Source organism: Orlajensenia leifsoniae (assembly GCF_004570845.1).
Lineage (GTDB): Bacteria > Actinomycetota > Actinomycetes > Actinomycetales > Microbacteriaceae > Orlajensenia > Orlajensenia leifsoniae.
In genome coordinates this window covers 347402-365124 of the sequence record NZ_SPQZ01000001.1, presented here as the reverse complement: position 1 = coordinate 365124, position 17723 = coordinate 347402, and the positions used below count along the sequence as shown (strand labels likewise).

Annotated in this window: 19 protein-coding genes and 1 tRNA gene; 12 read left to right on the top strand and 8 right to left on the bottom strand. The window is 69.0% G+C overall.

Annotation, left to right across the window (positions count from 1 at the left end; translation table 11 throughout):
- Nucleotides 1-69: 69 nt before the first annotated feature.
- A tRNA-Thr gene (locus E4M00_RS01815) sits at nucleotides 70-142 on the top strand.
- 18 nt (nucleotides 143-160) lie between these two features.
- Nucleotides 161-1153: a DMT family transporter gene (locus E4M00_RS01810; RefSeq protein ID WP_135118846.1), complete on the top strand. Its 993-nt coding sequence runs from the start codon at nucleotides 161-163 to the stop codon at nucleotides 1151-1153.
- A gap of 3 nt (nucleotides 1154-1156) precedes the next feature.
- On the opposite strand, the gene msrB is transcribed toward E4M00_RS01810, so the two are convergent.
- Entirely contained in the window at nucleotides 1157-1558 is a 402-nt protein-coding gene (gene msrB, locus E4M00_RS01805) for a peptide-methionine (R)-S-oxide reductase MsrB (protein ID WP_056166090.1), read from the bottom strand.
- A 159-nt stretch (nucleotides 1559-1717) separates the two neighbouring features.
- On the opposite strand from msrB, the gene E4M00_RS01800 reads away from it, so the two are divergent.
- The 5 genes from E4M00_RS01800 (at nucleotide 1718) to groL (ending at nucleotide 5881) form a co-directional block, all read left to right on the top strand.
- Nucleotides 1718-2023 carry a DUF3263 domain-containing protein gene (locus tag E4M00_RS01800; RefSeq protein WP_135118845.1) on the top strand — a complete coding sequence of 102 codons (306 nt, stop codon included), beginning with the start codon at nucleotides 1718-1720 and terminating at the stop codon, nucleotides 2021-2023.
- Nucleotides 2024-2033: 10 nt separating this feature from the next.
- Nucleotides 2034-2576 carry a LytR C-terminal domain-containing protein gene (locus tag E4M00_RS01795; protein WP_135118844.1) on the top strand — a complete coding sequence of 181 codons (543 nt, stop codon included), beginning with the start codon at nucleotides 2034-2036 and terminating at the stop codon, nucleotides 2574-2576.
- A 220-nt stretch (nucleotides 2577-2796) separates the two neighbouring features.
- Nucleotides 2797-3000 carry a cold-shock protein gene (locus E4M00_RS01790; protein WP_055820931.1) on the top strand — a complete coding sequence of 68 codons (204 nt, stop codon included), beginning with the start codon at nucleotides 2797-2799 and terminating at the stop codon, nucleotides 2998-3000.
- Between the two features lie 94 nt (nucleotides 3001-3094).
- Entirely contained in the window at nucleotides 3095-4129 is a 1035-nt protein-coding gene (locus tag E4M00_RS01785; RefSeq protein WP_135118843.1) for a DUF3048 domain-containing protein, read from the top strand.
- Nucleotides 4130-4261: 132 nt separating this feature from the next.
- Nucleotides 4262-5881: a chaperonin GroEL gene (gene groL / locus E4M00_RS01780; protein WP_056166098.1), complete on the top strand. Its 1620-nt coding sequence runs from the start codon at nucleotides 4262-4264 to the stop codon at nucleotides 5879-5881.
- A 151-nt stretch (nucleotides 5882-6032) separates the two neighbouring features.
- Here the strand turns inward: groL and E4M00_RS01775 are convergent, their stop codons facing one another.
- The 3 genes from E4M00_RS01775 to E4M00_RS01765 all read right to left on the bottom strand — a co-directional run bounded on the left by E4M00_RS01775 (nucleotide 6033) and on the right by E4M00_RS01765 (nucleotide 8955).
- Nucleotides 6033-6323, bottom strand: a complete 291-nt coding sequence (locus E4M00_RS01775) for a WXG100 family type VII secretion target (RefSeq protein ID WP_056166101.1) — start codon at nucleotides 6321-6323, stop codon at nucleotides 6033-6035.
- A gap of 120 nt (nucleotides 6324-6443) precedes the next feature.
- Nucleotides 6444-8186, bottom strand: a complete 1743-nt coding sequence (locus E4M00_RS01770) for a sensor histidine kinase (protein WP_135118842.1) — start codon at nucleotides 8184-8186, stop codon at nucleotides 6444-6446.
- Between the two features lie 76 nt (nucleotides 8187-8262).
- The gene (locus E4M00_RS01765) at nucleotides 8263-8955 is read right to left on the bottom strand and encodes a response regulator transcription factor (RefSeq protein ID WP_056166107.1); all 693 of its coding nucleotides are present in this window, start codon (nucleotides 8953-8955) and stop codon (nucleotides 8263-8265) included.
- Nucleotides 8956-9120: 165 nt separating this feature from the next.
- Between E4M00_RS01765 and E4M00_RS01760 the strand changes: the two genes are divergently transcribed.
- Genes E4M00_RS01760 through E4M00_RS01750 form a run of 3 tightly spaced genes read left to right on the top strand, consistent with a single transcriptional unit; the run spans nucleotide 9121 to nucleotide 11913 of the window.
- The gene (locus tag E4M00_RS01760) at nucleotides 9121-10365 is read left to right on the top strand and encodes an NAD(P)/FAD-dependent oxidoreductase (protein WP_135118841.1); all 1245 of its coding nucleotides are present in this window, start codon (nucleotides 9121-9123) and stop codon (nucleotides 10363-10365) included.
- Nucleotides 10362-11273, top strand: coding sequence for a dihydropteroate synthase (gene folP / locus E4M00_RS01755; RefSeq protein ID WP_135118840.1), 912 nt, complete (start codon nucleotides 10362-10364; stop codon nucleotides 11271-11273). Before E4M00_RS01760 ends, folP begins: the two co-directional genes overlap by 4 nt.
- Nucleotides 11260-11913 carry a pyrimidine reductase family protein gene (locus tag E4M00_RS01750; protein WP_204772948.1) on the top strand — a complete coding sequence of 218 codons (654 nt, stop codon included), beginning with the start codon at nucleotides 11260-11262 and terminating at the stop codon, nucleotides 11911-11913. The genes folP and E4M00_RS01750 overlap by 14 nt, the downstream gene beginning before the upstream one ends.
- A 233-nt stretch (nucleotides 11914-12146) precedes the next feature.
- On the opposite strand, the gene E4M00_RS01745 is transcribed toward E4M00_RS01750, so the two are convergent.
- The 3 genes from E4M00_RS01745 to E4M00_RS01735 form a co-directional block, all read right to left on the bottom strand.
- Nucleotides 12147-13796, bottom strand: a complete 1650-nt coding sequence (locus E4M00_RS01745; RefSeq protein ID WP_135118839.1) for a DNA repair helicase XPB — start codon at nucleotides 13794-13796, stop codon at nucleotides 12147-12149.
- A gap of 85 nt (nucleotides 13797-13881) precedes the next feature.
- The gene (locus E4M00_RS01740; RefSeq protein ID WP_135118838.1) at nucleotides 13882-15738 is read right to left on the bottom strand and encodes a helicase-associated domain-containing protein; all 1857 of its coding nucleotides are present in this window, start codon (nucleotides 15736-15738) and stop codon (nucleotides 13882-13884) included.
- Between the two features lie 13 nt (nucleotides 15739-15751).
- Entirely contained in the window at nucleotides 15752-16018 is a 267-nt protein-coding gene (locus E4M00_RS01735) for a hypothetical protein (RefSeq protein WP_135118837.1), read from the bottom strand.
- A gap of 198 nt (nucleotides 16019-16216) precedes the next feature.
- Here E4M00_RS01735 and E4M00_RS01730 point away from each other — a divergent pair, with 198 nt between their 5' ends.
- Complete coding sequence (locus tag E4M00_RS01730) at nucleotides 16217-16597, top strand: cold-shock protein (RefSeq protein ID WP_056166128.1); 381 nt, start codon at nucleotides 16217-16219, stop codon at nucleotides 16595-16597.
- Nucleotides 16590-17399: a DUF3027 domain-containing protein gene (locus E4M00_RS01725; RefSeq protein WP_135118836.1), complete on the top strand. Its 810-nt coding sequence runs from the start codon at nucleotides 16590-16592 to the stop codon at nucleotides 17397-17399. Before E4M00_RS01730 ends, E4M00_RS01725 begins: the two co-directional genes overlap by 8 nt.
- Nucleotides 17400-17420: 21 nt before the next feature.
- Here the strand turns inward: E4M00_RS01725 and E4M00_RS01720 are convergent, their stop codons facing one another.
- On the bottom strand, nucleotides 17421-17657 hold the full coding sequence (locus E4M00_RS01720; RefSeq protein ID WP_135118835.1) for a DUF2530 domain-containing protein: 237 nt from the start codon (nucleotides 17655-17657) through the stop codon (nucleotides 17421-17423).
- Nucleotides 17658-17723: the final 66 nt, after the last annotated feature.

Below are 17723 nucleotides of genomic sequence, written 5' to 3'. Positions count from 1 at the left end.
CGGGCATCCGTCGTTCGAGCACCGGGTGCACTTCGGATAGGATCGACTCTCGAAGTCGCGAGGCTTCCTGCCGGCTTGGCGCAATTGGTAGCGCACCGCTCTTGTAAAGCGGGGGTTGCGGGTTCGAGTCCCGCAGCCGGCCCCGATCGGGGGAAGACACGTGACACAGCAGGATGCGCCCGCCGCGACGGATGCTCCGCACGAGGCTCCGGCACGCTCGGCGGTCATCGGTGCCGTCGCGTGCGCTGTGGTCGCCGGTGTGCTGGTGGCTGTGCAGTCGCGCATCAACGGCGAACTCGGCCAGCAGTTGGGAGACGGCTTCGCCGCCGCGCTCATCTCCTTCGGCAGCGGCCTGGTCATCCTGCTCATCGCCCTCGCGTTCTGGCGACCGGGACGCGCAGGATTCCGCCGGGTGCCGGCGGCCCTCCGCGATGGGCGCCTGCGGTGGTGGATGCTCTTCGGCGGGGCCGCCGGTGCATTCCTCGTGCTCAGCCAGGGCCTCACAGCCGCCGTGCTCGGTGTCGCACTGTTCAGCGTCGCCACCGTCGCCGGCCAGTCGATCAGCGGGCTGCTCGTCGACCGCACGACCCTCGTCTCAGGAGGACCGCGCCACCTGACGGTTCCACGGGTCGTCGGCGCCGGCCTCGCCATCCTCGCCGTCGTCGTCTCGGTGGCGACGCAGCTGAACGGCGACGCTCCGTTCTGGATGCTGGTGCTGCCGTTCCTCGCGGGTCTCGGTCTCGGCTGGCAGCAGGCGGTCAACGGCAGGGTGCGCGAGAGCGCCGAGAGCGCGTTGACGGCGACGGTCGGCAACTTCGCCGTCGGCACCGTCGTGCTCCTGATCGCCTTCGTCGTGCACGCCGTCGCCGTCGGCTGGCCGCAGTCGCTGCCGAGCGAGCCCTGGCTCTACCTGGGCGGCGCCATCGGCTGCGTCTTCATCGCGGCGGCGGCGGTGCTCGTGCGCATCACCGGAACGCTTGTGCTGTCGCTGGCCATGATCGCCGGCCAGCTCGTGGCCGCGATCGCCATCGACACGATGCTGCCCGGGCACGCGGGATCGCTCGCCGTCTCGACTGTGGTCGGCACGGCGCTCGCTCTTGCCGCCGTCGTGGTCGCCGGGGTGAACTGGCGTCAGTTCCGCCGTGCGGCCTGAGGCTCAGGCGTCGGGCGTGAAGTTCAGCGCGATCGAGTTCATGCAGTAGCGGTCGCCGGTCGGCGTGCCGAAGCCGTCGGGGAAGACATGCCCGAGGTGCGAGCCGCAGCTGGCGCAGCGCACTTCGGTGCGCTCCATGCCGAGGGTGGTGTCGGCGATCAACTGGACGGCCTCGGGTCGCACGGACTCGTAGAAGCTCGGCCAGCCGCATCCGGAATCGAACTTCGTTCCGCTCTTGAACAGCTCGGCGTTGCAGGCGCCGCAGGTGTAGATCCCGCCGCGCTCCTCGTCGAGGAGCTCACCCGTCCACGGGCGCTCGGTCGCGGCCTCGCGGAGCACCTGGAACTGCTCGGCGCCCAGTTCCTCGCGCCACTCGTCGTCGGACTTCGATACCTGGTAACTCATGGGGGTCCTTCCGGGGATTCAGCGTCGACGTGGGACAACGCCCGTATCGATGATCGCATTCCGACGGGCCGGGTGACGCTCAGCTACAGCACGATCGCTCGTGCATATGATGGCCGCAAGCCGACCCGAACCGGTCGCGGTCGACTGTGGGAGGTGCGCATGGCCGAGGCGAGTGAGACCCGACACGACACGGCGCGCGCGTCGTCCGGCCTGTCGGAGCGGGACGAGGCCGTTCTCGCCTTCGAGAGGCAGTGGTGGGTGCACGCCGGCGCGAAGGAGCAGGCGATCAGGGCCGAATTCGGTCTCTCCGCAGCCCGCTACTATCAAGTGCTGGGAGCCCTCATCGACTCGCCGCTCGCGCTCGCGCACGACCCCATGCTCGTCAAGAGGCTGCAGCGGCTCCGCGACGCCCGCACTGCGGCACGCCGACGGCGCTCCCTCGGCACCACTGACGACACGAACTGAACCGGGAAGAATGGCCACCTCGTACCCTGAAGACCGCTTCGACGACATCCCCAAGGATCTCGAGCGGGTCGGAGCCCACCGTTCCCCCCGCAAGCGCGGCCGTGGCTGGATCGCCCTCGGCTGGGCGGCGCTCGCCACCGTCGTGCTCGTCGTCGTCGGCGCCGTGGCCATCATGCTGTTGAACAGCGGGTTGGACTCGGCTCCCGGCGACACCAGCACGTCCGAGACGCCGGCAGCCACGGCCACAGCGGCGCCCACGCAGGACCCGTCGGTGAGTATCACCGTGCTGAACGGCACGGGCACCTCGGGCCTGGCCCGGGAGGTCGCCGACTCGCTGGGTGCGGCCGGCTGGACCGTCGGGGCGGCATCCAATGCCGACAAGCAGGACTACACCGACACCGTCGTGTACTACGCGGACGCCACGCTGGAGGGCGCGGCACGCGGTCTCGCAGCCGCCGTTCCGGGTGCCGACGTGCAGTTCTCGCAGGACTTCGCGGACGCCGGAGCGCAGCTCGTGCTCGTGGTCGGATCCGACTACGAATCGCCCGCCTGACGCTCGCTTCGAGCGCCTGCGACGGGGCGTGTGACGAATCGTTGCCAATCTGCGATGAAAAGCAGCGTTCCATCCCTTGTCGTCGCCGTCGATTTCAGTAACATCTGGTGCTGGTCGAACAATTTCCGCGAGAGCGGGGAAGCAGGCGCAGTTCACTGCGACAGGCCCGGTACAGGCATATGGGCAGGTGCTGCGAGTTACACAGCAATGGGAGCAACGAATGGCGAACGGAACCGTCAAGTGGTTCAACGCTGAAAAGGGCTATGGGTTCATCACGGTCGACGGTGGGGGTCAGGACGTCTTCGTTCACTACTCCGCCATCGACATGGCGGGCTACAAGGTTCTCGAGGAGGGCCAGCAGGTGGTCTTCGAGGTCGGAACCGGAAACAAGGGTCCTCAGGCCGAGTCGGTTCGACTCGCCTGATCAGCACGATCTGCGGGCATAGCCCGTGTCCTAACGCCGTCCGGGTGACCGGGCGGCGTTAGTGTTTGGTCGAGGAACCGACTGAGGGGTGCGGATGCGTCGCAAATCTGTCTTGGCCACGACTCTCGTGCTGCCCGTGATCCTGCTCGCTGCAGGGTGCACGTCGGCCGCGCCCGAGAAGTCGGCGAGCCCGACTCCGACCGGACCGGCCTACGTGTCGACGTACGAGGCTCCGGCGGCGACGCAACTGGCGCCGCTCCGCGGGAACACGGTCCCGGCAGGCACCATGGACCACCCGTCCCTGGCCGCCAAGATCGACAACCACGAGGGCGCGCGGCCGCAGGTGGGACTCGACCGCACCGACATCGTCTTCGAGGAGCTCGTCGAGGGTGGCCTCACCCGTTACGTGGCCGTCTGGCAGTACGACATCCCGAGCGAGATCGGCCCCGTGCGCTCCATCCGCCCGATGGATCCCGACATCATCTCTCCGTTCGGCGGCCTCGTCGCCTACTCGGGCGGCCAGGAGGTCTTCGTCAACATGATGATGAACACCCCCGTGCGCAACCTCGTGTTCGACTACGACACCTCCGGCATCTTCTACCGCTACGACGCTCACGAGGCACCGCACAACGTCATCCTGCACGCCTCCGACGCCGTCAAGCAGGCGGCCGACCTCGGTGCTCCGCAGCAGCAGTACGCCTACTCCACCGACATCGCGACGTCGACGGCCGCTCTCGACGGTGCGCCGACGGCGAACATCGCCGTCGTGTTCTCCCCGGAGCGCTTCCCGAACTACACGTGGGACGAGGCGAACAAGGTGTGGCTCCGCAATCAGGAGGGCGCTCCCGACCTCGACGACAAGGGCAAGCAGCTGCAGGCCACGAACGTCGTGACGATGCGCGTCGATATCGACGGCACCTACGGCGAGGTGCCGAAGACCGTGCTGACCGGGTCTGGAGCGGCGACGGTCTCCACGGGCGGCAAGACCATCAATGCCACCTGGTCGAAGGCGAATGCCGGCAGCCCGATCCGCTTCGTCGACGGCAACGGCGTCGTCGTGAGGCTGGCCCCGGGCAACACCTGGATCGAGCTCGTTCCCAACGGTCAGGGCTCCGTCACTCTGCAGTAGACGTTCACTACCCGCAGCGTCGCACCGGCTTGCACTCGGGGCATCAGAGTGCCAGAATCGAATTAGCACTCGTTTGGATTGAGTGCTAACTAGACGCAGATTGAAACGTCCGGGAAGGGACGAGAATCACACATGGCAAAGATCATTGCTTTCAACGAAGAGGCCCGTCGCGGCCTCGAGCGCGGACTCAATATCCTCGCGGACGCCGTCAAGGTGACGCTTGGCCCGCGCGGTCGTAACGTCGTCCTCGAGAAGAAGTGGGGCGCCCCCACCATCACGAACGACGGTGTCTCCATCGCCAAGGAGATCGAGCTCGACGACCCGTACGAGAAGATCGGTGCGGAGCTCGTCAAGGAGGTCGCCAAGAAGACCGACGACGTCGCGGGTGACGGAACCACCACCTCGGTCGTTCTCGCCCAGGCACTCGTGCGCGAGGGCCTCCGCAACGTCGCTGCCGGCGCAGACCCCATCAGCCTCAAGCGCGGCATCGAGAAGGCCGTCGCCGCTGTGACCGCCGAGCTCGTCGCCAACGCCAAGGAGGTGGAGACCAAGGAGGAGATCGCCGCGACCGCTTCCATCTCCGCCGGAGACCCCGAGATCGGCGCGCTCATCGCCGAGGCCATCGACAAGGTCGGCAAGGAGGGTGTCGTCACCGTCGAGGAGTCGAACACCTTCGGCACCGAGCTCGAGCTGACCGAGGGCATGCGCTTCGACAAGGGTTACCTGTCGGCCTACTTCGTCACCGACCCCGACCGTCAGGAAGCCGTCTTCGAAGACCCCTACATCCTGATCGTCAACGGCAAGGTCTCCAACATCAAGGACCTCCTGCCGATCGTCGACAAGGTCATCCAGACCGGCAAGCAGCTCCTCATCATCGCCGAGGACGTCGACGGCGAGGCTCTGGCCACGCTCGTCGTGAACAAGATCCGCGGCATCTTCAAGTCCGTAGCCGTCAAGGCTCCGGGCTTCGGTGACCGTCGCAAGGCCCAGCTGCAGGACATCGCCATCCTCACCGGTGGCCAGGTCATCTCCGAGGAGGTCGGTCTCAAGCTCGAGAACGCCACCCTCGACCTGCTCGGCAAGGCTCGCAAGGTCATCATCACCAAGGACGAGACGACCATCGTCGAGGGTTCGGGCGACGAGGAGGCCATCGCCGGCCGCGTCGCGCAGATCCGCGCCGAGATCGAGAACACCGACTCGGACTACGACCGCGAGAAGCTCCAGGAGCGCCTCGCCAAGCTCGCCGGCGGCGTCGCCGTCATCAAGGCGGGTGCCGCGACCGAGGTCGAGCTCAAGGAGCGCAAGCACCGCATCGAGGACGCCGTGCGCAACGCCAAGGCAGCCGTCGAAGAGGGCATCGTCGCCGGTGGTGGCGTCGCCCTCATCCAGGCCGGCAAGACCGCGTTCGAGAAGCTCGAGCTGGTCGGCGACGAGGCGACCGGTGCGAACATCGTCAAGGTGGCCATCGACGCTCCGCTCAAGCAGATCGCCCTCAACGCAGGCCTCGAGCCCGGCGTCGTCGTCGACAAGGTGCGCAACCTCCCCGTCGGCCAGGGCCTCAACGCCGCGACCGGCGAGTACGTCGACATGCTGGCCGCCGGCATCAACGACCCGGTGAAGGTCACCCGCTCGGCTCTGCTCAACGCAGCGTCGATCGCCGGACTGTTCCTCACCACCGAGGCCGTCGTCGCCGACAAGCCCGAGAAGAACCCGGCTCCGGCCGGCGACCCCACGGGTGGCATGGACTTCTAAGTCCCGCTGAAACACGAGAAGAGGGCGTCTCCCACACGGGAGGCGCCCTCTTTCGCGTCGTCAATCCACCCGGCCCATCGTGCGCGGACGGGCCCATGGTGCGTTGTGGGCCCGTGTTCCGAAGGGGGCCGGACGAAGGCCGGCCGTGGGCTCAGCGCCCGAACAGCCGCAGGTTGGCCTGCTCGGTCTCCGCGTACTGCTGGCCGGCGCTGCCGAGCGCCGTCGTGATGCCCACGAGGCTCTCCTCCACCCGCTGCTGGGTGGCCCTCCAGTCGGCGACGACCGACTGGAACGCGACCGAGGCCTGGCCGCTCCACGAGCCCTCGAGGCTGGTGAGCTGGCCGAGCAGTGCCTGCACCTCGGTGCGGATGCGCTCGATGGAGCCGTGGGCGCTCTGCGTGGTCTGGATGACGGCGTCGCTGTCGACGTGGTAGCTGGTCATGGGGTGGTGTCCTCTCCGATGGTGCGAGGACACGAGGCTAAGCCGGCACGCGCGCGCAGCCGGGCGGCATCCGTTCTCCGTGGACGGATGCCGGGGCCCGCTGGGCAGGGGAGGGGCGCGTCAGACGACGGGAACGGCCGCTGTGGGCGTCCCTGTGGCGTCGAGCGACTGCGGTGCCGACGGCGAGGTCGCCAGCGGCAGCGAGACGCGGAACGTCGCTCCGCCGCCCGGCGTCTCGACGACGTCGACGGTTCCGTTGTGCGCGGCGACGATGGCCGAGACGATGGCCAGGCCCAGCCCGCTGCCGCCGGTCTCGCGGGTGCGGGAGGTGTCCGCACGCCAGAAGCGCTGGAAGATCTTCTCTCGGATCTGCGGCGGGATTCCGTCTCCGTGGTCGATGACGGAGAGCACGGCCCGGTCGGTCGACTCGTCGATGGCGACGCCGATCTCGATCGGGCTGCCCGCCGGGGAGAAGCGCATCGCGTTGCCGAGCAGGTTGGTGAGCACCTGGCGGATCTTGTTCTCTTCAGCCAGCACGATGGCTTCGCCGGCCTCGGTGTGCTCGGGGGCCGGAGCGACGGCCGAGGCCACGATGGTTCCCGAGGCGACGGATGCCGCATCGGCCTTGCGATAGCGCCGGCCGCGGAGGCGGGCGAGCGTGGCACCGGCGAAGGCTACAGGGCCGGTGGCGTTGCTCGTGCCGAGGCGCTCAGGGGTGCTCGTGGGGTCCAAGGCGTCATCGGCAACGGCATCCGTCGGCTCATCGTGATGCCGGACGACGGGCGGGAGGATCACCGTGACCGTGCGGTCGGGCGAGGACGCCATGGTGTCGAGCGCGGCGTCGCGGGCGATCGGCACGAGGTTGACCGGAGCCAGCTCGAGCGGCTTGGTCTCGTCGAGGCGGGCCAGGGAGAGCAGGTCCTCGACGAGACCGCCCATGCGGATGGCCTCCTTCTCGATGCGCTCCATCGCCTGGGCGACGTCTTCCGGGCTCTGCAGGGCGCCCATGCGGTACAGCTCGGCGTAGCCGCGCACCGAGACGAGCGGCGTGCGCAGCTCGTGGCTGGCGTCGCCGACGAAGCGGCGCATCTGCTCGATGCTGCGGGCGCGGTCCTTGAAGGCCCGGTCGATGCGGTTGAGCATCGTGTTGAGCGAGCGGTTGAGGCGCCCGACCTCGGTGTTGGGAGTCGCTCCGCCGAGTCGCTGGCTGAAGTCGCCGTCGGCGATCGCGGCGGCGGTGCGCTCCACCTCGCGCAGAGGCGAGAACGTCGTCGTCACGAGCATCCGGGTGATGAGGCCCCCCAGGATCACCACGCCGATGCCGAAGCCGAGGAAGATCGACAGGTAGGTGGCCATGATGTTGTCGGTCTCGCGCATCGAGACCGCGATGAGGGTGGTGCCCATGTTGCCCTGATCATCGAGCTTCTGCGGCACCGCGATGGCGTGGAACGCGGTGCCCTTCGAGTCGCGCAGCTCCGTGATCGCGCCGTCGATGTCGTTCGTCGTCGCAAGCGGAAGGGTGCCCTCGATGATGGGGAGATCGTTGAGGGATCGCGTCGTCCAGTTGTGGACGATCGGGTCGCCCTCCGTGTCGAAGACGGCGACGAAGTAGTCGGTCGCGGTCGAGTCGCTCGTGAGCGAGGTGATCTCGGCGTCGCCATCGACATCGAAGAACTTGTCGAGCTTCCCCGAGGCGACGGCGGTCAGCCGCTGGTCGACCTGCTGGGTCACGTACTGGCGCAGCATCGCCATGGTTCCGATGCCGGAGACCAGGAGACCCAGAGTCAGCATGAGCACCGTGACGCCGGTGATCTTGCTGCGCAGGGAGACGCGGTTCCACCGCTCGGAGAGTGATTCATGCATGGCGGCGCCAGTCTACGAACGCAGTCTGAGCGTCAGCCCATCGACTCCCGCACATCACCCGACCGACCCCCGGGAATCAGCCCTTCGAGCTCTTCAACATGTAGCCGAAGCCGCGCTTGGTCTGGATCAGCGGCTCGGTGGAGTGCTGGTCGAGCTTGCGGCGGAGGTAGGAGATGTAGCTCTCGACGATTCCGGCGTCGCCGTTGAAGTCGTACTCCCAGACGTGGTCGAGGATCTGCGCCTTCGAGAGCACCCGGTTCGGGTTGAGCATGAGGTAGCGCAACAGCTTGAACTCGGTGGGCGAGAGCTCGATGGGGATCTCGCCGACGAGGACCTCGTGGGTGTCCTGGTCCATGGTGAGCTCGCCCGTGCGGATGACGGCCTCTTCGTCGGCGTGCATCGTGCGGCGCAGGATGGCGCGGATGCGTGCCACGATCTCGTCGAGGCTGAACGGCTTGGTGACGTAGTCGTCGCCACCGACGGTGAGGCCGGTGATCTTGTCCTCGGTGTCGTCCTTCGCCGTGAGGAAGAGGATCGGCGCCGTGTAGCCGGCTGTACGGAGGCGTTTGGTCACGCCGAAGCCGTTCATGTCGGGCAGCATCACGTCGAGGATGATGAGATCGGGCTCTTCTTCGAGGACCGCGGAGATGGCCTGTGCGCCATTGCCTACGGCACGCACCGCGAAGCCGGCGAAACGCAGGCTCGTGGTGAGGAGATCGCGGATGTTGGGTTCGTCGTCGACGATGAGAATGCGGGGACCGTCAGCCATGGTTCCAGTATCTGCGCGTTTCCTGAAACCCGCCTGAGAATCGCGTGGAGGCGAGTCGGGTGAACGCTGTGCCGCGTGTCGACGGAACGCAGAGCCTGCTGGGAGTCGGGCGGCGATCGTCGTCGGCGCTGGCCGCGGCGGGGGCGGCGTGGAAGACTCGGCAGCATGAGCGCTCACCATCGGATCGTCATCGTCGGGGGAGGTCTGGCCGCGGCACGGGCGGCCGAGAGCGTGCGCAGTGAGGGCATCGACGCATCCGTCACCGTCGTCGCGGCCGAGGCGCGGCCGCCGTACGAGCGGCCGCCGCTGTCGAAGGGCTACCTGCTCGGAACCGATGACGCCGCCTCGACCATCCCGCTCGATGCCGGGTGGTACGCCGCCCACGACATCGCCCTGCACACGGGCGTCGAGGCGTCCGAGCTCGACACGGCTGCGCACACGGTGCGTGCCGGCGACGAGACCCTCACCTACGACCGGTTGCTGCTGGCGACCGGGGCGTCGCCCAGGCACTTCACCGGACCGGGCGCCTCCCTCACCGGCGTCCACACGCTGCGCACCCTGCACGACTCGACTGTGCTGCGCACGGCCATCGCCCGGGGCGGCCGGCGCGTCGTCGTCATCGGCTCGGGCTGGATCGGCCTCGAGGTCGCTGCGGCGGCGACCACCTACGGCAACTCCGTGACGGTCATCGGCCACGGGTCCATCCCCCTCGAATCGGCCGTGGGACCGGTCATCGGCGAGGTGTTCGCCGAGCTGCACCGCGCGAACGGCGTCGACCTGCGGATGGACGCCGCCGTGACCGCCATCCGCGGCTCCGGCGGCGGCTCCGGTCACGTGAAGGGCGTCGTGCTCGGTACAGGGGAGGAGCTCGACGCCGACCTCGTCGTGGTGGGAATCGGGGCGATGCCGAACACGACGCTGGCAGCCGCATCCGGGATCACCGTCGACAACGGCATCGTGACGGATGCGGGACTCCGCACCAGCGCACCCGATGTGTTCGCGGCCGGCGACGTCGCCAACGCCTACCACCCCGTGCTCGGCCGGCGCCTGCGGGTGGATCACTGGGCGAACGCGGACAAGCAGGGAGCGGCAGCCGGGCGGGCGCTCGCCGGAGTCGACGTCGAGTACGCCGAGATCCCCTACTTCTTCACCGACCAGTTCGACCTGGGCATGGAGTACTCGGGCTATGGAACACTCGCGGCAGGCGGCGACCTGGTGGTGCGCGGCGACCTGGCCACCCGCGAGTTCGTCGCGTTCTGGCTGCGCGACCGTCACGTCGTCGCCGGCATGAACGTGAACGTGTGGGACGTCAACGAGAGCGTGCAGAAGCTCATCCGCGCCGGCGTGAGGGTCGACCCCGTCGCGCTCGCCGATCCCGGTGTGGCACTCGACTCCCTGATCGCCGCATGATCGCGAACCCTGTGCGCACGATCGGCCCGCGCACCTTCGACTTCTCGCGCGAGGTGGCTGTCATGGCCATCGTCAATCGCACGCCGGACTCCTTCTACGACAAGGGCTCGACGTTCGCCCTGGACGCCGCCGTCGCCGCGGCGCACCGGGCTCTTGCCGACGGCGCCGATTGGGTCGACATCGGCGGCGCCAAGTTCGCGCCGGGCCCGCCCGTGCCGGTGGAGGAGGAGATCGCCCGGGTGGTCCCCGTCGTCGAGGCCTTGCACGGCTCCGGCACCGTCATCTCGGTCGACACCTTCCACGCTGCCGTCGCCGAGGCGGCCATCGCCGCCGGGGCTCACGTCATCAACGACACCACGGGCATCCACGACGTGCGCATGGCCGAGGTCGTGGCCGCCAGCGACGCCACGATCGTGGTGACGCACAGCCTCGCCGAGCCGCGCACAGTCTTTCCGGCGCCGCACTACGACGACGTGGTGGACGAGGTCGTCGACTTCCTGCGAGCGCGCGTCGATCGGGCGCTCGAACACGGGGTTCCGCTGGAACGCATCGTCGTCGACCCGGGCCACGACCTCAACAAGAACACCCTGCACTCGCTCGAGCTCACCCGCCGCCTGTCCGAGGTCACGGCACTCGGGCATCCGACGCTCGTGGCCCTCTCGAACAAGGACTTCATCGGGGAGTCGATCGACCGCGATCGGGGCGATCGCATCGAAGGGTCGATCGCAGCGGCCGTGTACTGCGTGCTGCAGGGCGCCCGCATCGTGCGCGTTCACAACGTGCGCCAGACCGTGGACGCCATGCGCATGACCGAGACGATGGCCGGATGGCGGGAGCCCGCCACGCTGAGGCACAACGTGAGCGCCGAGACCGCGGCGGAGTGGGAGGCGCGACGTGCTGGAGCATGACGAACTCACGGCGGCGTACGCGATCGAGCGGCGCGGGACGCCGCAGGTGCGCATGAACTTCGTGGTGTCGCTCGACGGCGCCGCCACTCTCGACGGCCGCAGCGGCGGCCTCGGTGATGCCGAGGACCAGCGCGTGATGGGCGTGCTGCGCGAGATGGCCGACGTGCTGCTGGTGGGGGCGGGCACCGTACGTGCCGAGGGCTACGGCGGGGTCGGGCTGCCGTTGGCCGTCGTCTCGGGATCCCTCGAGATCGACCCGGGGCATCAGGTATTCACGGGCACGGATGCCGCCCGCTATGTGATCACCCACGCGGGGTCTCCCGCCGCCGGCCGTGAGGCGCTCGCCGAGGTCGCCGAGGTGCTGGTGTGCGGCGAGGACGCCATCGACCTCGACGTTGCTCTCGCGGCTCTGGCCGAGCGCGGTCACACGCAGGTGCTGTGCGAGGGTGGCCCGCACCTGTTCGGCGAGCTGGTGAACGCAGGCCTCGTCGACGAGCTGTGCCTGAGTCTCAGCCCGGTGCTCGTGGGCGGCGATGCTGGGCGCATCCTGCAGGGAGCGTCGGAGCAGCTGCGACGGATGCGGCTCGTGCATGCCCTGCAGGGGGAGACGCTGCTGTTCCTGCGGTACGGGCGCGGCTGACGCCTTCCGCCCGCAGAGGCACGGGAGCGCAGCGAGCGCGCCGAAGCGCACCCCCGCCCGCAGAGGCACGGGAGCGCAGCGAGCGCGCCGAAGCGCACTCGGTTGCGCCGGTCCCTACGCTTCAGGGCCGCTTCGCGGTCCTTCTGCGGGCGGGGGTGCCGCTTCGCGGGCCTTCTGCGGGCGGGGGTGCCGCTTCGCGGTCCCCTGCGGGCGGGGCCGATGCGGTGGTACCGCTACGCCGCCACCGCATCCAGCGCGTGCGCGTCGAGGATGGTGTAGCTGTAACCCTGCTCCGCGAGGAAGCGCTGACGGTTCTGCGCGAAGTCCTGGTCGACGGTGTCGCGTGCCACGAGGGTGTAGAAGTTGGCGGTGAGGCCCGACTCCTTGGGGCGCAGCAGTCGTCCGAGGCGCTGGGCCTCCTCCTGGCGCGAGCCGAACGAACCGGACACCTGGATCGCGACGGTCGCCTCGGGCAGGTCGACGGAGAAGTTCGCGACCTTGGAGACCACGAGCACCTCCTGGCTGCCCTCGCGGAAGGCCTGGTAGAGCCGCTCGCGCTCGTCGACGGGCGTCGCACCGGTGAGCTTCGGGGCGTTCAGCGCTTCGGCCAGCTCGTCGATCTGGTCGAGGTACTGTCCGATCACGAGGATCCGCTCGCCCGGATGCCGCGCCACGAGCTGGCGCACGACGTCGAGCTTGGCCGGGGCCGTTGCGGCGAGCCTGTAGCGCTCGTCGTCAGCGGCGGCGGCGTAGGTGAGCCTGTCGCTCTGCGGCAGGTCGATGCGCACCTCGTAGCAGGACGCCGGGGAGATGAAGCCCTGGGCCTCGATCTCCTTCCAGGGGGCGTCGAAGCGCTTCGGGCCGATGAGGGAGAACACGTCGCCCTCCCGGCCGTCCTCGCGCACGAGGGTGGCCGTCAGGCCGAGGCGGCGTCGAGCCTGCAACTCGGCCGTGAGCTTGAACACCGGGGCGGGCAGCAGGTGCACCTCGTCGTAGACGATGAGTCCCCAGTCGAGCGCGTCGAGGAGAGCCAGGTGGGCGTACTCGCCCTTCCGCTTGGCTGTGAGGATCTGGTACGTCGCGATGGTGACGGGCTTCACCTCCTTGATCTGGCCGGAGTACTCGCCGATCTCGTCTTCAGTGAGCGAGGTGCGCTTCAGCAGCTCGTCGCGCCACTGCCGGGCCGAGACGGTGTTGGTCACGAGGATGAGCGTGTTGGTCTTCGCCGTGGCCATGGCTCCGGCGCCCACGAGGGTCTTGCCGGCGCCGCAGGGGAGCACCACGACTCCCGAGCCGCCGTCGAAGAAGTTCGTGACGGCCTTCTTCTGGTAGTCCCGCAGGCTCCAGCCGTCTTCGGCGAGGTCGATCGCGTGCGGCGTGCCCGGCGTGTAGCCGGCCAGGTCTTCTGCGGGCCAGCCGAGCTTGACGAGCTCCTGCTTCAGGGCTCCGCGCGCCCACGGCTCGATGAGGTAGGTGTCCGACGACGGGTGCCCGATGAGCAGCGGCGCGATGCGCTTGGCGTGCGAGATCTCGGTGAGCACGGGCTCATCGGTCGACCGCAGCACCAGCTCACCCTCGTCGTTGCGCTCGATGACCAGGCGGCCGTAGCGGCCGACGGTCTCGGCGATGTCGATCGTGACGGTCTGCGGAACCGGGAACTTCGAGTACTTCTCCAGCGTCGCCAGCATGTCGGATGCCTCATGACCGGCGGCGCGAGCGTTCCACAGGCCCAGCCGCGTGATGCGGTAGGTGTGGATGTGCTCGGGGGCACGTTCCAGTTCGGCGAAAACGGCGAGGTCGTGGCGTGCGTCCTCGGCGAGCGGATGCGCCACTTCGAGCAGCACAGTGCGATCGCTCTGGACGATCAGGGGTCCGTCTGACATAACCGTCAATCCTACAGTCGGTCGCTGGAGGATCGGCCGACGTGCGCTGGGCCACGACATGACCGTGCGGGGTCGGATCGAGCGCTCAGGAGATGCCGTCGATGCTCGACAGGGGCAGGGTGCGCTCGATGTCAGCGCGCCTATCGCGGGCGCGCATGCGGCCGTTGGCCACGGAGGTGGGTTCGAGCAGGTAGTCGGAGACTGCGCCTCCCGGCATCCGCACGCTCACCGTCAGCGTTCGCTTCTCGCGGATGGCCGCCTCGATCTGGCGGGCCAGGAAGGCCTGTCCGGTCTCGCCCATGTCGGCATCCGCAGCCCGCAGCCGCACCACGAGGTCGACGAGGGGGTCGGCCTTGGCCGGTGGCGCGGGTCGACGCACTGTGCGCCGCGCGATGTGCACGATCTGCTCGCTGTCGTTCTCGGCGGCGACCGGGTAGCGCGCGTCGCTGAGGGCCCAGAACACGATGCTCGGCTCGAACCGGCTGGCCACCCTGTGCCGTCCGGTACGCACGAGGGCGAGGGCGGTGAGGGTCTTGTCGACGCTGATCTGGCCGATGAGCGACTCGTCGTCGCTGCGCACGTAGCTGTGGAACTGCTCCTCGCCGTGGGTGGCGCCCACACGCACGCGGCCGTATCGGGCGGCCGTCTCGCTGATGAGGTAGCCGAGCGGTTGCGGCATGCCCGTGAGAGAGATCTCGCCGAGGAAGGCCAGCATCGACTCGGCGGTCTCTCCGACGGCGAGGGCACGTTCGACGGATGCCGCAGTCACACGGTAGCTCGAGGCGAGTTCGCGGCTCTCCACGTCGGCCAGCGTGCGCAGCCTGGCGTCGAGGCGTGGCGCCAGCGGGCCGGGGGAGATGACGGTGAGGTCGTGCTGCAGGTAGACCTTGTCGACCTCGTGGGGAAGCAGTCCGTCGAGGGTCTCGACGGCGGCTGACAGCTCGCCGCGCAGCACGAGCGCGCCGACGGCACCGGGAGTGCTGCCCGCCGTGATGCCGAGCAGCTCGGCATCCGCCGAGAACTCGTCGATGCGGCCTTCGAGGGCGGCGCCGGATGCCGGATACAACCAGGCGACGTAGGCACGGATGCCGGGGCCCCAGGGCACGCGCGCGCTCGCCAGGATGTCGTGTACGTCGGTGGGCATGGCCTCGTACCAGGACGCGGCGAGGGCTGCCCAGCGCTCGGGCGTCGAGCCGTTCAGCCAGTCGCCTCCGGCGTCGGTCTGCATCCAGTCGGTGACGTTCAGGGCGACGAGCCCGGCACGCGCCGCGACCCGGAGGTGGCCGGCGACCTGTTCGATCGGGATGGACATGGCCGTGGCCAGGCGCTTGGCATCGGGGAGCGAGAGGCCGCCCTTGCCGAGTTCGCGAGCGGGCTCGGTGCCGACGGCGGTGACGAGCTCTGCGATGGCGGCGACAGTGGAGAATGCTCGCTCGGCGGCCAGGGCGTCGAGCATGCGGGTGTCGGTGCCGCTCTCGGCGACGGGCGTCGGGGGGAACGGGGCGGCGAGCTCGGCGAGGGAGGGCAACCCCTCCGCCGGCCACGCGGCGAGGCGCTCGCCGACACCGCGGAACACGGCGATGCCGTCGTCGTCGGCGCGACAGAGCAGCACGGCCGCGAGGTCGGCGGCGGCGGCGCGCACCTCGTCGGCGGTGATCGGCTCGGTGCGCAGCAGAGTGAGGCGGGCGGCGATGTCGTCGTAGCCGACCGGAGTCTCGGGTTCGGCCCCGGTCTCGGCGATGATGGCGGCGGTCGCGCCCAGCACGGCCAGGTGCGTGCGGTCGAAGTCGCCGAGGGCGGCCTGCACCGAGGTCGGCGTCAGAAGCCACTCCGCGAGATCGAACAGATCGCGCATGCCCGTGGTGGGCACCCCGCGCGCGTGCAACGCCCCGACGAGAGCGTCATCGCTCATCGATCGTGCGAGGGCGGCCAGCGCGATCATGGCAGGGGAGGAATCAGCTCTGCCTCGATGAGGACTCTCGAGAACGGCGCACGCCAGACACGATGATGAAGGCGATGATCAGCAGCAGCCCGATCGGCAGGGCGATGAGCGGGATGACCAGCACGACCACCCAGAAGCCGCCACTCAGGTCGAGCCCGGCGGCGCTGCCGATGAGCAGGGCGATGATGGCGAGCACGGCCAGGCCGACTGTGGTGCCGGCCATCGCGGCGAGCGAGCGCTCCAGGCGGTGCTTGCCGGGTGTGGTCGGTTCAGAGGTCACCCGATCAACAATACGAGCATTCAGGCCGTGTCGGGCCCGTGCGCGGCAGTGCTGCCCCGAATGGGGTGCGTGCTCCCGGGCGGTGGTGGATCGGGGAAACGGATGCCCCTCGCCGGCACGCGGCATCCGTCGCCCCTCTAAACTAGGAGCAGGACTGCGTCGCGATTCGGCGCGCCCGTACACAAGACGAGGTTCAGTATGCCCACCGGCAAGGTCAAGTTCTACGACGAGGACAAGGGATTCGGCTTCATCAGCGCCGATGACGGACAGCAGGTTCACCTGCCGGCGTCAGCTCTGCCCGCCGGCGCTGTCGTCAAGGCCGGCAGCCGCCTCGAGTTCGGCATCGCCGAGGGCAAGCGCGGCCCGCAGGCCCTCTCGGTGCGGGTGCTCGACACCCCTCCGAGTCTCGCGAAGCTCAACCGCAAGCCCGCTCAGGAGATGGCGATCATCGTCGAGGACCTGGTGAAGTACCTCGACGGCGTCGGCGGCGACCTGCGCCGCGGACACTACCCCGACAGCAGCAAGACGCGCATGACCGCGACGCTGCTGCGCAAGGTGGCTGACGAGCTGGATGCCTGACACCGACGGAACGACAGACGCTGAGCTCGCCTCCGAGGTCGAGTCGGTCGTCGATGACGTGACGGTGACGGATGCGGACTCTGTGACGGATACCGCTTCTCCCGAGGCGGACGACGCCGATGTCGACGAGGCCGAGACGCCCGCGGAAGCTCCGGCTCCCGTCGCCGACGACGTGCTTCTCGCCGCCGAGGCCCTGGCACGCACGGCTCTCGCCGAGATCACGCCGGTCGAGACCATCGGCGAGCCCGCCGGGCACATCGTCGAGGGCGAGCACGCGTTGTCGCTGCTGTTCGAGACGCGCCTGACCGGCTACCCCGGCTGGCACTGGACTGTCACCCTGGGCCGTGTCGAGGGCGCCGAGCCGACAGTGCTCGAGGCCGAGCTCATGCCCGGCGAGAACGCCCTGCTGGCGCCCGACTGGGTGCCGTGGTCTGACCGCCTCGCCGACTACCGTGCCGCGCAGGAGGCCGTCGCCGCTGCGGCAGCCGAGGCCGCGGCCGAGGGCGACGACGCCGACGAGCTCGACGAGGAGGACGACGAGGACTTCGACGACGACCTCGATGTCGACGTCTTCGGCGATGGTCGTGCGGAGTCGGACGACGACGACGAGACGGATGACGACGAGTCGGATGACGACGATGAGTCGGACGATGACGATGAAGACGACTCCGACGACGACGATGAAGACGACTCCGACGACTCCGACGACGACGAGTCAGACGACGACGAGTCAGACGACGACGAGTCAGACGACGACGAGTCAGACGACGACGACGAAGAAGACGACTCCGAAGACGAGTGACCCCGCCCGGGGCTGACGCCGTCAGCTCCGGCGCATCACCTGCACGACGACGAGGCCGATGACGCCGAATGCGATGCCGGTGATGCAGGCCCAGAGCCACCAGCCGAAGCCGGCGTCGGTGAGCATCTCGCCCCAGATGAACCAGGCGATGAGGCCGATGAGCCACACGGCTGTTCCGGCGACGACGGCTTTGCGTCCATCGGCGCGAGCGGGCTCCGGATCGGGTCTCCGCTCACTGTCCTTCAGCCAGATGCGCATGCTTCGACCCTAAACCCCGCTCGCAGAGGCCCGGGAGCACAGCGAGCGCGCCGAAGCGGAGGACCG